The 12367-nt window shown below is 67.4% G+C and carries 16 protein-coding genes; 5 read left to right on the top strand and 11 right to left on the bottom strand.

Annotation, left to right across the window (positions count from 1 at the left end):
* The 5 genes from ACTHLF_RS04275 to ACTHLF_RS04255 all read right to left on the bottom strand — a co-directional run.
* Positions 1–131 (bottom strand): flagellar basal body protein (locus tag ACTHLF_RS04275; RefSeq protein WP_440325160.1); only part of this gene is annotated, 131 nt, incomplete at its 3' end.
* A 21-nt stretch (positions 132–152) separates the two neighbouring features.
* Complete coding sequence (locus tag ACTHLF_RS04270) at positions 153–803, bottom strand: flagellar hook assembly protein FlgD (RefSeq protein WP_440325158.1); 651 nt, start codon at positions 801–803, stop codon at positions 153–155.
* Between the two features lie 11 nt (positions 804–814).
* A complete protein-coding gene (gene flgC / locus ACTHLF_RS04265; protein ID WP_247328420.1) occupies positions 815–1228 on the bottom strand; it encodes a flagellar basal body rod protein FlgC in 414 nt (137 codons plus the stop codon).
* Entirely contained in the window at positions 1225–1644 is a 420-nt protein-coding gene (flgB, locus tag ACTHLF_RS04260; RefSeq protein ID WP_331640262.1) for a flagellar basal body rod protein FlgB, read from the bottom strand. The genes flgC and flgB overlap by 4 nt, the downstream gene beginning before the upstream one ends.
* A gap of 241 nt (positions 1645–1885) precedes the next feature.
* Positions 1886–2803, bottom strand: a complete 918-nt coding sequence (locus ACTHLF_RS04255; RefSeq protein ID WP_440325156.1) for a chemotaxis protein — start codon at positions 2801–2803, stop codon at positions 1886–1888.
* 177 nt (positions 2804–2980) lie between these two features.
* On the opposite strand from ACTHLF_RS04255, the gene ACTHLF_RS04250 reads away from it, so the two are divergent.
* The 5 genes from ACTHLF_RS04250 (at position 2981) to ACTHLF_RS04230 (ending at position 7165) form a co-directional block, all read left to right on the top strand.
* Entirely contained in the window at positions 2981–4294 is a 1314-nt protein-coding gene (locus ACTHLF_RS04250) for a methyl-accepting chemotaxis protein (protein ID WP_440325154.1), read from the top strand.
* Positions 4294–4992 carry a flagellar basal body P-ring formation chaperone FlgA gene (gene flgA / locus ACTHLF_RS04245; RefSeq protein ID WP_440325152.1) on the top strand — a complete coding sequence of 233 codons (699 nt, stop codon included), beginning with the start codon at positions 4294–4296 and terminating at the stop codon, positions 4990–4992. The genes ACTHLF_RS04250 and flgA overlap by 1 nt, the downstream gene beginning before the upstream one ends.
* A 105-nt stretch (positions 4993–5097) precedes the next feature.
* Entirely contained in the window at positions 5098–5403 is a 306-nt protein-coding gene (gene flgM / locus ACTHLF_RS04240) for a flagellar biosynthesis anti-sigma factor FlgM (RefSeq protein WP_440325150.1), read from the top strand.
* Positions 5400–5846, top strand: a complete 447-nt coding sequence (locus ACTHLF_RS04235; RefSeq protein ID WP_440325148.1) for a flagella synthesis protein FlgN — start codon at positions 5400–5402, stop codon at positions 5844–5846. Before flgM ends, ACTHLF_RS04235 begins: the two co-directional genes overlap by 4 nt.
* Positions 5847–5896: 50 nt before the next feature.
* The gene (locus ACTHLF_RS04230; RefSeq protein ID WP_440325147.1) at positions 5897–7165 is read left to right on the top strand and encodes an EAL and HDOD domain-containing protein; all 1269 of its coding nucleotides are present in this window, start codon (positions 5897–5899) and stop codon (positions 7163–7165) included.
* A gap of 114 nt (positions 7166–7279) precedes the next feature.
* Here the strand turns inward: ACTHLF_RS04230 and ACTHLF_RS04225 are convergent, their stop codons facing one another.
* From ACTHLF_RS04225 to ACTHLF_RS04200, 6 genes are all read right to left on the bottom strand, one after another.
* A complete protein-coding gene (locus ACTHLF_RS04225) occupies positions 7280–7690 on the bottom strand; it encodes an MAPEG family protein (protein ID WP_440325145.1) in 411 nt (136 codons plus the stop codon).
* Positions 7691–7703: 13 nt separating this feature from the next.
* Complete coding sequence (locus ACTHLF_RS04220) at positions 7704–8762, bottom strand: TMEM43 family protein (protein WP_440325143.1); 1059 nt, start codon at positions 8760–8762, stop codon at positions 7704–7706.
* A 32-nt stretch (positions 8763–8794) separates the two neighbouring features.
* Complete coding sequence (locus tag ACTHLF_RS04215; protein WP_440325141.1) at positions 8795–9646, bottom strand: MBL fold metallo-hydrolase; 852 nt, start codon at positions 9644–9646, stop codon at positions 8795–8797.
* A 9-nt stretch (positions 9647–9655) separates the two neighbouring features.
* Entirely contained in the window at positions 9656–11374 is a 1719-nt protein-coding gene (gene ggt, locus ACTHLF_RS04210; protein ID WP_440325140.1) for a gamma-glutamyltransferase, read from the bottom strand.
* A gap of 63 nt (positions 11375–11437) precedes the next feature.
* Complete coding sequence (locus ACTHLF_RS04205; protein WP_440325138.1) at positions 11438–11695, bottom strand: YfhL family 4Fe-4S dicluster ferredoxin; 258 nt, start codon at positions 11693–11695, stop codon at positions 11438–11440.
* A gap of 71 nt (positions 11696–11766) precedes the next feature.
* Positions 11767–12270, bottom strand: a complete 504-nt coding sequence (locus ACTHLF_RS04200; RefSeq protein ID WP_440325136.1) for a hypothetical protein — start codon at positions 12268–12270, stop codon at positions 11767–11769.
* Positions 12271–12367: the final 97 nt, after the last annotated feature.

The raw sequence follows: 12367 nt of genomic DNA, 5'->3' as shown, positions 1-12367 counted from the left end.
GAATACACCTGCGAGAACTCCGCACGCGAGCCCTTGAAGCCCACGGTGCTGGTGTTGGCGATGTTGTTGGCGGTGACTTCCAGGTCCGTGGAAGCGGCATTGATGCCGCTGAGAGCGATATCGAAAGGCATGGAGGGATGTCCTCGGTGGGATTACAGGATTTGGGCGATCTGGCTAAGCAGGGCACCGCCGTAACCGGCCACCTGCACGTACGTACCATCGGTGCCGGAGGCACCGACGCCTTCCACCTTGCCTTTGACGAACGTGTCAGCGGCCGTCGTACCGGAGGTGGCGGAGATCTGGTAGGCGCCGTCGGGCAGCTGCGTGCCGTCGTCGGATTTGCCATCCCAGGTGAACTGCTGAAGGCCGGCATCCGGCTGGCCCATCGGAAGCGTGCGGACGACCTTGCCGGAGCTGTCCTTGATCGTGACGCTCACGTAGGTGCCGGAGGTCGGCACGTTGACGGCGCCCGACAGGCTGCCGTCGGTGAGCTTGCCGGCGCTCGACGGGATCAGGACGTCGCTGCCGACCAGTGCGGCCGCGCGGACGAACTGGTCGCCGGTCAGGTTGGAGGAGAGCGAGTCGAACGACGACTGCAGCTGCTGGGTGGCCGCCACCTGGGAGAACTGCGCCATCTGGGCCACCATGTCGTTGGCGTCCATCGGCTTGGTGGGATCCTGGTTGGTCATCTGGGTGACCATGAGTTTCAGGAAGTCCGACTGGTCCAGCGTCTGCTGCTGGAGCTGCGACGAGGTCGATTGCTGGGAACTGCTGGAGTTGCTGGTGCCGTTGACGGTAGTCATGGATCGGGCCCTTATTTGCCGAGGTCGAGCGTCTTCTGCATGAGCTGGCGAGCGCTGTTCATGACTTCGACGTTGTTCTGGTAGGAGCGCGACGCGGAGATCATGTTGACCAGCTCGTCGACCGGGTTGACGTTGCTCTGCCAGACGTTGCCGTCGGCATCGGCCATGGGGTTGGAAGGCTCGTAGCGCGCCTGCACCGGCGCCTGGCTTTCGGTGATGCCCATCGCCCGGACGCCTTCGTTTTCCATCTGGCCGTTGACCATGGCCTGCACCGAGGAAAACATCGGCTGCTTCGCGCGGTAGGCGCCCGCCTCGCTGCTGGCCACGCTATCGGCGTTGGCCATGTTGCTGGCGGTGGTGTTGAGACGGGCCGACTGCGCGGCCATGCCTGAGCCCGCGACGTCGAAGATCTTGAGCAGGCTCATGAGCTGCCTCCGGTGATGGCGGTGCGCATCATCTTGATCTGCGCGGTGATGAAGCTCAGCGACGCCTGGTAGTGGATGGCGTTGCCGGCGAACTGGGCCTGCTCGATCTGCGTATCGACGGTGTTGCCGTCCATGGACGGCTGCGTGGCGGCGCGATAGGCGAGCTTGTCGGCATCGGCCATGGCATAGGCGGGGTTACCGCCGATATGGCCGGATTCGGTGGCGGCCATCGGCAGCTGGTTGCCGTCCAGCGCCCCGGTGGCGGCGGTGAGGGCCTTGCGGAAGTCGACATCGCGGGCGAGGAAGCCCGGGGTATCCGCATTGGCGAGGTTCGACGAAATGATTTCCGCACGGCGCTGCCACAGGCTGAGCGCCTGTGGGTGCATGCCGAGCAGCGGATCCGGTTTGTCGATCATGGGCGTGGCCCCCTCTTGGGTCTTGGCCCATGGGGATCAGCAAGAGGCGTGCCACGGCCGGGCGTTGAACGCGAAACGGCGCCGTGGCGCCGTTTGATGGGGGTTTGGTTGGTTTGCGCCGGGGTGGGTGCCGGTTTTCTGGCGCGCTGGGGTGACGGTGAATCGACGCGCTTTTTCGCGAGCACCCATCGTTCGCAAGCTCACTCCCACAAGAGCAGGTCCGGCGGGGCCGGCTGCTTTGTCAGGCGGGGAGGAGGTCCAGTACGGCGGTGGCGAGGACTTCGGGCTGGAACTTCGCGATGAAGCGGTCGGCGCCCACGCGGGCCACCATCGCCTCGTTGAAGACGCCGCTCAGGGAGCTGTGCAGGAGGACGCGGAGGCCGCGAAGCTGGGCGTCCTCGCGGATGGCGCGGGTAAGCGCATAGCCATCCATGGAGGGCATCTCGATGTCCGACACCACCAGGTTCACCTGTTCGCTGGCCGGGCCGGTGGCGAGGCTGCGCAGCATGTCCAGGCCCTCGGCCCCGTCCTTCGCAAGCAGGCATTCCAGGTCCAGCTTGCGGAACAGGTCGGCAAGCTGGGTGCGCGCCACAAGGGAATCGTCGACGACGAGCACGCGGCGGTTACCGGCGCGCTGGCCGTGGGCGGCCTGCTGGACCTTGTCGGAGATCTCGACCTGCTGCGGGTTCACGGCCGCCAGCACCTGCTCCACGTCAACGATGGCGAGCAGGTCGCCATCCAGCCGGGTCACGGCGTTGACGCGCGAGCCATAGCCCAGCGCCGGGGGCGGCGCGGCCATCTGCGCGCCATCGACGTGGACGATGCGGTCCACGTCGGACACGAGGAAGCCCTGCACCGAACGGCTGAACTCGGTGACGATCAGGTGGGCGGTGTCCACGGCGGCGAGCGGCGGATAGCCCATGGCGGCGGCAAGGTCGATCACCGGGATGGTCTGGCCCCGGTAGTCGAAACTGCCGGAAACCAGTTCATGCATGCTCGGCATCCGCTCTAGGCGCGGCCGGCGCAGCACTTCGCGCACCTTGAAGACGTTGATACCGAAAGCCTGCCGGTCACCCAGCCGGAACAGCAGCATGGCCACGCGGTTGTGGCCCGCCAGGCGGGTGAAGGTATCCACGGTGTCGAGGAGCGGTCGGGCCATGGTGCGCATGCTGCTTTTGAAGGTGTCCAGGAGGTATCGGCCTGCCCACGCGGTTCTTTATAGATTCGTTTGCTGGAGAGAGACAGGTCAAAGGTGGCACGCGGATTGCTTGGCTCAAGTACCGCCCCCTGTGACCGATGTAGTGGGGCGACCCTAATCAATGAGCGTAAGTACGACATGAGCCTGCTCTGGAGCCAGCACGTCCGCCTCCTCGCCCACGCTGCCGCCAGCGGTGACACCGCGCGCGTGCGCGCCCTGTCGGCGCAGTACCCGGCGGCGGCCAGCGCGCTGGGGGCGCTGCTGAACCCGCCCAAGGCCGAGCCGCGCACCGCGGCCGCCACCACCATCCAGGCGATCGAGCAGCAGGGCATGGCGCTTACCAGTGCCCAGGCGCTGGGCGCCACGCTGCAGGAACTGGGGACGGCCGTGGACGCCGGCCGCGACGCCGCCAGCCGTTTGACGGAAGCGAGCGCCGGAATCTCGACGGCCGTGGACAGCGCGCACAGCGGCGTGGCCGCCATGGGCGATGTCGGCACCCAGGGTGTCGCCACCGCGGGCGACCTCGATGGCCAGCTTCGTCTGCTGCGCAGCGCGCTTGCCGGCATGAGCAAGAACCACGCGCAGTTCTCCGAATACTTCACGGCGATCCGCAAGCTGACTGCGGCCGTGCAGGACATCGCGCACCAGACCAACCTCGTCGCGCTGAACGCGGCGATCGAGGCGGCCCGCGCTGGCGAGGCCGGCCGCGGCTTCGCCGTGGTGGCCGATGAGGTCAAGCAACTCGCCGAGAAGACCACCCAGGCCACGGCGGAAATCGACGAAGTCACCCACGCCGTCGGCGAGTTCTCCCATCACCTCGACGAGGCGGTGCAGAGCAGCCTGCGCCGTCTCGACACGACCCAGGCCGGCGTGGCCGGCATGCAGACCGCGATGGGCCGCATCGACGATGCCGTGCGCGGCGCGCGTGGCAGCCTCGATGCCGCCCGCCAGGGTCTTGGTGCCCTGCAGGGTCGGGTCGCCACCGTGCAGTCGGGCCAGTCGTCGCTGGGCCGGGTCGCCAACGAAGTACGCCGCCAGTCCGATGCGGCCGCGCGCGCCACCGTGCTCGCCCACCGCCTTGGCCTCGCCAAGCTGGAGACCGAGGGCGCGCTCGACGCGGCCACGCTCAGCCAGATGATCCGCGAGGCCTGCCAGGGGCTGCGCTTCGCGGTGGAACTGGCCGCCCGCGATCCGGCCGGCCTGGACCGTCGCTGGCTGGATACCACCCCGCTCATGCGCTGCATCGAACAACTCCGCGTCCGCCGCGCCGATGGCTCCGCCGATGCGGCCCAGGCCGCGGCGGAACGCTTCAGCGCGCAGGCCTCGCTCTACGCGATCACCCTGGGTGAAGGCCGCCACGCGGATGCCAGCCACATGGTCGCGGGCCTGCTCAAGGAACTCGACCACGTGAACCAGGGACTCTCCGTCGCCCTGGCGGTGCACGCCGCCTGATGCGCCGCCTGGCCGCCACCATGCTCGCCGCCGCCTGCCTGGCGGCGTGCCCGCTTGTCGCCTCCGCCGAGCAGTCGCTGGAAGCGATGCGCAACGCCGCGGTGAGCTGGCTGGTCCAGAACCGCACCCTGCCCGGCGCCCGCATGGTCGCCGAGGCCGATCCGCTGGACAGCCGCCTCCGCCTGGCGGATTGCGCGGCGCCCCTCGCGGTGTCGGTGCCGGGCAACCGGCCGGTCAGCGCGCGGGTCAGCGTGGTGGTGCACTGCCCCACCCCCGGTGGCTGGACCGCCCGCGTGCCGGTGCGCGTACACATGTTTACCGATGTCCTGGTCACCACGCGCCCGCTGGCGCGCGGTGACGGCCTTGGCGCAGGCGATGTCCGCGCCGAGGACCGGGACGTAGCAAGCCTGGCCTACGGTTACGTGACCGCACTGGACCAGGTGGGTGGCCGCGCCCTGGCGCGTCCGCTGAACGCCGGCACGGTGCTCACACCGGGTATGCTCGCGGGCCGCCAGGCCGTCCGCGTGGGCGATGCCGTGAGCATGGAGGCCAGCGTGGATGGCGTGGTGATCCACGCCGATGGCGTGGCGATGGGCGCCGGGGATACCGGTGCCAGGGTCAAGGTCCGCAATGCGTCATCAGGGAAGATCCTGGACGCGGTCGTCAGCGGACCGGGGTCTGTCGCCGTTCTGCCATGAACGAACTACGAATCCGGTCACACTTTGCCGGATAACGCCAGTTAAAGTTTGTGCCCCGAGGGCCGATAAAGGGTTCGAAGGACACATGTTCCGAGGGATACACCCATGACGACCACGATCAAACCAGGCATCCAGGCCCAGCAGCCGCCCGTGCAGCTGCGCTCGCAGAGCCAGGCCGCAGGCGGCACCGCCAGGGCGGAAGGCGCCGCGTCCGTGCGCAGCACGGATGACAGCGTGAAGCTGACCGATTCGGCCAAGGCGCTGGACGCCGCCAGCCGCTCGGATGCCATCGACACCAAGCGCGTCGACGAAATCCGTTCGAAGATCGCCGACGGCACGTACAAGCCGGACGCCCAGGCCATCGCCAGCAAGTTCCTGGCCATGGAAACCCAGATGGGTGGCAAGGCATGAATGCCGGCAGCCGCGACTTCGACACCGCGCTGAGCGCCGTGATGGGCGACCTCGCCCGCGAGGTCGATGCGCTGCACGCCTGCCTGATCGACGAGCGCATGGCGCTCGACCAGGCCAACAGCGACGCGTTGCAGGACGCGACGCGCAGCAAGGGCCACCTGCTCGACCGCATCGACCGCCTGGATAGCGAACGCCGCCAGCTCAGCTCGGCCGGCGGCATCGATAGCGCCAGCGATGCGCGCTGGGCGCCCACGTTCGAGCGCATCCGCGAGTGCCGCTCCATCAACGAGACCAATGGCCGCATCGTCAGCCAGCGCATCGGCCATGTCCGCCAGGCCCTCGCGCTGATCTCCGGTGATTCGACGGGTGGGGCCGCCTCCACCTACGGGCCACGGGGCACCACCCACGTGAGCTTGCGCTCCGGGATACTCGCGCAGGCCTGAGCGCCGACGAAATACCCTCCCGCCCACCGTTTGGCTCAAGAAGAACAGCAATGGCAGTGAACCCCCAGGCGGCAGCGGTGAACGACGACGGTATCCTCCCGATCGTTCGCGTTCCCATCCTCGACCGCAAGCAGGCACTGTTCGCGTACGAGTTGCTTTTCCCGCGCCCGGCCGGCGTCGATGTCGATACGGCCGCCACCGCGCACACCCAGGCCACGCTGAGCGCGATCGCCGATGGCAGCCTCAAGCGCCTCGTACGTGATAACCGCGCCTTCCTGCACATGTCGCGCGACCTGCTGCTCGAACACGCCGATATCCTGCGCCACAACGCGCGCCTAGGCGCCAGCATCAGCGCCGACCTAGGCAATGACGACCAGTTGCTGGAAAAGCTGCGTGAGCTCAAGGGCCACGGCTGCCTGCTCATGCTGGAAGATTTCAACCTCCCCGCCGACCCGGCCCACCGTGCCGGCGTGGATGCTCTGCTGCGGATCGTGCAGTTCGCCAAGGTGGCGGTTAACCACCGCCACCCCGTCGCCGCCCGCGCGCACATGGACTATGTCCACGCGTTCGGGGTGAAGGTGATCGTCACCGGCATCGATACGCACGAGAGCTTCGCGGATTACGTCGACCAGGACGTGGACGGTTTCCAGGGCAAGTACCTGCTGCGGCCGGAGCGCGTGGACATGCCACGCCTCACGCCCAGCAAGCTTGGCGTGCTCCGCCTGATGGGCGCCCTGCAGGACCCGGAGAACGGCCCGGTCGAACTCGGCAAGATCGTGCGCGACGACGCCATCCTCAGCTACAAGCTGCTGGGTTGCGTTAACTCCGCCTATTTCGCCCTGCCCCGGCAGCTGAAGTCGGTGGAACAGGCCGCGGTGTTCTTCGGCGTGAACCGCATGCGCAACTGGATCTTCACCATGGCCGTGTCGGGCATGGACGAGCGGCCGCCGGAACTGCTTCGCCAGGCACTTATCCGCGCCCATATGTGTGAGAAGCTTGCCCGCGCGATCAAGCCGGAGCTGCAGGAGATGGCCTTCACCGCCGGCCTGTTCTCGCTGCTCGATGCGCTGATGAATGTCTCGATGGCGTATGTGCTCGAGCACCTGCCGCTGGCTATCGAGATCCGTGAAGCGCTGCTCGAGGGTACCGGCCCATTCGCCTCCATCCTCGACCAGGTGCGCCACTGGGAACAGGGCGAGCTGGAGAGCGACACGGCACTGCGCGACCAGCACGTGCACCAGATGGCTTCGCTCTACGTCGAGGCGACCACCTGGGCCGACCACGTGTACGCCTTCGCGGACGGCAGCGCCGCGGCCTGAGCCGCGAAACCTGATCTATTCACTGTGGGAGCGCGCTTGCGCGCGATGGGGGGTGCCGCTAGCACCCATCGCGTGCAAGCACGCTCCCACCAAGAACGCTTCTACAGCGCTTTGCTACACGATGGACGCGGTTACTACGTGGATGACCACGTATTGCCAGATCAGCATCAGTGCCATCGCGAGCAGTACCAGCAACGTGAGGGCCGCGCCGATGGCGCGGCCGGCCGACATGCCTGGCGTGGCGGAAAGGCCCAGCGCGTGGGCCACGCGCCCGACCACCAGGACGATGCCGAACACGTGCAACAGCATGGGCAGCGTCTGGTTGAGTTCCAGCACCAGTAACAGGATCAGGCCGATGGGGATGTATTCCATCGCATTGCCGTGTGCACGCACGGCGCAGGCCAGCTTCCGGTTGCCGCCGTCGCCCAGGCCGATGCTGGTATCCCGCCGCAGCAACATCACCCGCACCGCCATGGCGAGCATCAACAAGGCGAGCAACGCGGCGTAGAGGCCGGTGATGCGCATGAAGACTCCTTTCTCAGTGGGCCGGACGGTGGCCGTGCTGCTGGACACGCCAGATGGCGAGGCCCGCGCCCAGCACGGCAAAGAGCAACCATACGCTCGCGGCCATGGCGTCGCCAGCCAGCCACATGGCGCCCGCCACCGCGGAGACCACGACAACGCCGACACCCACCGCGAACAGCATGTCGCGTCGGAAGCGGCCGCCTGAGGCCAGCAGCAACGCGCCGGCGATCGCGAGCAGATATGCCGCGCCGCGCACAGGGATCACCGCGCCCGGCGGCTCCGGCAATGCGGGCAACACGTCGAGCAGGGTCCGGTCGCCCACCTGCACATCGAAACCCGACTCGCCGGGCCGATGGGACTTAGCGGGAACAAGGGTATCGCCCTCGATCTGCGCCAGCACGGTCATCGCCTGGAGCGGCACGGCCTCCCAGCTCACGCGCAGGTCGCCCAACCGCGGACGCTCGGGCTTGCTGCTGGTGACCAATACACCGTCGTGCGCCGTGAACGTCGCGGCGAGGTTGGCGGGCAAGGCTTTTTCATCGACGGGCACGTCGACCCGCCCCGGGAAGTCACGCACGATCTCGGTGTCCAGGCGGAAATGCCCAAGTCGCACCTCGCCTGCCTCGAACTGCCGCCCCTGCACGGGGAAAGCCCCCGGGTTCACGTGACCCGCCGGCTTGGCAAAGCCGGTCGCATCGATGGGATGGTCGACCCAGTCCATCTCGTAGTGGGTATTGCCACCCACCGTGATCTCGCGCCACTGGAACATCTCCACGTGGCGGATCAGCACGGGCGATTCGCTGCGCACGTTGAACTCGCCATCCCTCGGCGCATCGACGATCTGCGGCGTGCCGCTGACCCGGGTGGTCGAACCGTACTGGCCAGCTGCCGGACGGCCACCGCTGCCCAGGTCGAGCACGGGCGAACCGTGCCGCGCTAGCGCGGCCGCGTAGTCCATGACCCGGCGCTCGTTCCAGGCGATCAGCCCCAACGCACAGAGCAGCACCACGGCGCCCGCGGCGCGCGCGCCGAATGCCAGGCCCGTGCCGTTGAATGTCTTCTTCGATCTCATCTAGCCCCCTGTCATCCGCGCCTGCCCGCGCGTCAGCCTGCCCAACCGGCCAGTACCGGATGGATATCGGCTGCCTGGTAACGTCCTTTATCGTCCACGGCCACCGATGCCATCGCGCAGTCGTGGTCGTGGGTGAAGAACAGGCGCACGCCGCGCGCCAGTTTGTCGTCGAGGAACGCCTTCTTCTCGTCGATCAGTTTCTCCGGCCAGCGGTCGTAACCCATGGTGACCGGCAGGTGCACCCAGGCGCGGCCCGGGATGAGGTCCGCGCAGAACACGACGCCGCCGACCTCCGCCAGCATGAGCCCCGGCGTGTGGCCCTCGGAGAACTCGAAGCGCACCGCGTCGCCCAGCGAACTCGGCTTGCCTTCGTCGACCAGCTCCAGCCGCCCGCTTTCCTTCAGCAGGCGGATGATGTCGGGCACGAACGAGGCCCGGTCGCGCGGATGGGGATCCTCGGCGCGCTCGAAATGCGCCCGCCCCACGAGGAAGCGCGCGTTGGGAAACAGCAGACGTGCCGGCTTGCCTTCTTCCCATGGCGCGAGCAGGCCGCCGGCATGGTCGAAATGCAGGTGGGAAAGCACGACCGCATCGATGTCCTCGTGCGCGAGCCCGACCGCGGCCAGCGAATCCAGGAGGACGTGCCGGTCTTCGACCACGCCGTAGCGCTCGCGCATGGCGGGGTCGAAGAAGGCGCCGATACCGGTCTCGAACAGGACGTTGCGACCATCGAGGTCGCGGACGAGCAGGCAGCGGCACGCGAGCGGGATGCGATTCTCTTCATCCGGTGCGATCCAGCGCGACCACATGGCGCGCGGCGCGTTACCGAACATGGCGCCGCCATCCAGTTTTTGCGAGTTGCCGATAAGTGACCAGAGTTCCATGGGCCTACCTTACTGCACCTTGCCCAGTCCCGACGGCCGACGCGGATCGCTGGCGGCTTCCAGCTTGTTCGTGCGGTGGTCCCAGGTCACGACGTTCATGAAGCCCCAGGGCGAACGCGGGTGCAGCACATGGCCCATGTCGGTAAGCGTCTTCGTCGTCGCGGCGTCGAACGCGCCATCCTCGACGTCGACGCGATCGGGCAGGTACTGGTGGTGGAAGCGCTTCTGCGCGGTGATGTCGCTGGCGCCCTTGCCATCGATGAAGGCGAGGATGCCCTCGAGCACCTGGGTGATGATGGTGGAGCCACCGGGCGAACCGATGACGGCGGTGCGGTTCGCACCGAACACGAAGCTGGGCGACATCGAGGACAGCATGCGCTTGCCGGGTTCCGGCTTGTTCGCTTCCGCACCACGTAGCCCGAACGCATTGGGCTGGCCCGGCACGAGCGCGAAGTCGTCCATCTCATCGTTGAGGAACACGCCAGTGCCTTCGGCGACGAAGCCCGAACCGAATTCGAGGTTCACCGTGAGCGTGGATGCCACCATGTTGCCATCGGCATCGATCACCGAGAAATGCGTGGTGTGCATGCCCGGTTCGCTGGCCATGGCGGTCGGCAGCAGGTCGGAGGGCGTGGCCTTGTCCGGCGAGATCGTCGCGCGCAGGCCGTCGGCGTAGTAAGGCGACAGCAGCATGTCCAGCGGCATCTTCACGAAATCCGGATCGCCGAGGTATTCGTTGTGGTCGCGGAATGCCCTGCGCATCGCTTCGATGGTCAGGTGGGTGGCGTGCGCGGCATCCAGCTTCGGCAGGTCGTAGCCGGCGAGGATGTTCAGGATTTCGGCGATCGCGACGCCGCCCGATGACGGGGGCGGTGCCGTGACGATGCGGTAGCCCTTGTAGTCGACGCGAAGCGGCTCACGCTCCTTGACCGTATAGGCGTCCAGATCGGCCTGCGTCCAGTTGCCACCCGCCTTGCGCGACGCGTCGACCAGCAACGTGCCCGTTTCGCCCTTGTAGAACCCGTCGGCGCCCTTCTCGGCCATGTTCCGCAGGGTCTTCGCCAGGTCTGGCTGCTTCAGGGTCCAGCCCTGTGCCGGCGGCTTGCCACCGGGAAGCAGGATCGCGGCCGACGAGGGGTAACGCGACAACACGTCCTCGTTCTCGGCGATCGTGCTGATGAAACGCTTGTCCGGCTGGTAACCCTCGGTGGCCACGCGGATCGCGGGTGCCAGCGACTGGGCGAGCGGCAGCTTGCCGTAGTGCGAGGCCAGCCAGGCCAGGCCGGCCGGTTCGCCAGGAATACCGGCGGAGAGCGGACCGTGCGTGGAGACATCACGGTTCGGCTTGCCATCCTTGCCGAGGTACACCTTCATGTCGACCGCCCTGGGCGCGGTTTCGCGTGCGTCGATGAAGATGTCGCGGTTGTCCTTCGCTACGTGCAGCATGGCCATGAAGCCGCCGCCCAGGCCCGAGCTCTGCTGCTCCACCACGGCCAGGGTCGACGAGACGGCGATGGCTGCATCGAACGCGTTGCCACCCTTCGCGAGGATCTCGAGGCCGGCATTCGTCGCCAGGTAGTTCGCACTTGCGATGGCGGCATGGCCGGGGCCGCGAACGGCCGGCGCGGGAGCGGCGGTTTTGGGGTGCTGATCGGCGACGGCGGCGCCGGAGCCGGCGACAAGGAACAGGCTCGCGGCAAGCACGCGCCACGACGGGGCATGGACCATGGGGGCCTCACTTAGCGGGGAATATCTCGACCAGCGAGATTACCGCATCGGGACGCCGAGGTCTTACGAAGCCGCCTTCGCCATGAGGTGCTCGTACTTGCGCATGAGTTGGTCGTGCGTCTCGACATGGTCCGGATCGTGCGGGATGCACTCCACCGGGCACACCTCCACGCACTGCGGGTTATCGAAGTGGCCGACGCATTCGGTGCAGAGGTCGGGATCGATGACGTAGTACTGCTCGCCCAGCGAAATAGCCTTGTTGGGGCATACGGGTTCGCAGACGTCGCAGTTGACGCAGGTATCGAGGATCAGGAGGGACATGCCGCCATTTTAGCAAGAAAAAGGGCGCCCCCCGGGGGCGCCCTTTCCTGTACCAGCCCGGAGGGCGGGTATTACATCGCGACGAAGCGGTAGGTGGCGCCCGTCGGGGTCAGGGCGTCGCCCACGCGCTGCTGGTCGGCCGGTTCGCCGATGAACAGCACGATCACGTTCTTGAACGAGCCGGCGTTGGCACCCTTGAACGCCTCGACCATCAGGTCGGCGGTCTTGGCCGAGTCCGGGCCACCGAACACGAGCATGTTGCCCGGGGTGACACCGCGAGCGACCGTGCCCTGCACGTTCTCGAGCTGGCGCTGGCGACCGTCCTGGCCGGCCTGGTCGTCGCCAGCGGGCACGAAGTACGGGAACGGACGGTCGGCGGTCATGCCCTGCATGTTCTTCCGCACGATCTGGCCGAAGTACTGGCTCCAGGCCTTGGTATCGGTCGGGTCGGTCGGCTTCGCGACGGCGGCTTCCTGCTGCGTGGCAGCCTGGTCAGTATCTTCCGACTTGTTGCAGGCCGAGAGGGCCAGGACGGCGGTCAGGGCCACGGACGCGGCGAGGACGAACTTACGCATGATGATCACCTTTGTTTTCAAGAGTTGCGGCAGCGCAGGCGCAAAGCCGGTTGCAAACCCGCATGCACGAAGCCGGCAATAAAGCCCCCCCCGCCCC

Origin of the sequence: Luteibacter sp. (genome assembly GCF_051958795.1) — a bacterium.
GTDB lineage: Bacteria > Pseudomonadota > Gammaproteobacteria > Xanthomonadales > Rhodanobacteraceae > Luteibacter.
Note: the sequence above shows the minus strand (reverse complement) of the source record. Positions and strands in the feature narration are given on the sequence as shown.

Excerpts from the sequence above, each read along its gene's own strand:
- ACTHLF_RS04205 (WP_440325138.1), bottom strand. The coding sequence starts at position 11,695 with ATGTCCCTCCTGATCCTCGATACCTGCGTCAACTGCGACGTCTGCGAA.
- ACTHLF_RS04230 (WP_440325147.1), top strand. The coding sequence starts at position 5,897 with ATGGCAGTGAACCCCCAGGCGGCAGCGGTGAACGACGACGGTATCCTC.
- ACTHLF_RS04220 (WP_440325143.1), bottom strand. The coding sequence starts at position 8,762 with ATGAGATCGAAGAAGACATTCAACGGCACGGGCCTGGCATTCGGCGCG.
- ggt (WP_440325140.1), bottom strand. The coding sequence starts at position 11,374 with ATGGTCCATGCCCCGTCGTGGCGCGTGCTTGCCGCGAGCCTGTTCCTT.
- ACTHLF_RS04225 (WP_440325145.1), bottom strand. The coding sequence starts at position 7,690 with ATGCGCATCACCGGCCTCTACGCCGCGTTGCTCGCCTTGTTGATGCTC.
- flgC (WP_247328420.1), bottom strand. The coding sequence starts at position 1,228 with ATGAGCCTGCTCAAGATCTTCGACGTCGCGGGCTCAGGCATGGCCGCG.
- flgA (WP_440325152.1), top strand. The coding sequence starts at position 4,294 with ATGCGCCGCCTGGCCGCCACCATGCTCGCCGCCGCCTGCCTGGCGGCG.
- ACTHLF_RS04250 (WP_440325154.1), top strand. The coding sequence starts at position 2,981 with ATGAGCCTGCTCTGGAGCCAGCACGTCCGCCTCCTCGCCCACGCTGCC.
- ACTHLF_RS04270 (WP_440325158.1), bottom strand. The coding sequence starts at position 803 with ATGACTACCGTCAACGGCACCAGCAACTCCAGCAGTTCCCAGCAATCG.
- ACTHLF_RS04215 (WP_440325141.1), bottom strand. The coding sequence starts at position 9,646 with ATGGAACTCTGGTCACTTATCGGCAACTCGCAAAAACTGGATGGCGGC.
- flgM (WP_440325150.1), top strand. The coding sequence starts at position 5,098 with ATGACGACCACGATCAAACCAGGCATCCAGGCCCAGCAGCCGCCCGTG.
- ACTHLF_RS04200 (WP_440325136.1), bottom strand. The coding sequence starts at position 12,270 with ATGCGTAAGTTCGTCCTCGCCGCGTCCGTGGCCCTGACCGCCGTCCTG.
- ACTHLF_RS04255 (WP_440325156.1), bottom strand. The coding sequence starts at position 2,803 with ATGGCCCGACCGCTCCTCGACACCGTGGATACCTTCACCCGCCTGGCG.
- flgB (WP_331640262.1), bottom strand. The coding sequence starts at position 1,644 with ATGATCGACAAACCGGATCCGCTGCTCGGCATGCACCCACAGGCGCTC.
- ACTHLF_RS04235 (WP_440325148.1), top strand. The coding sequence starts at position 5,400 with ATGAATGCCGGCAGCCGCGACTTCGACACCGCGCTGAGCGCCGTGATG.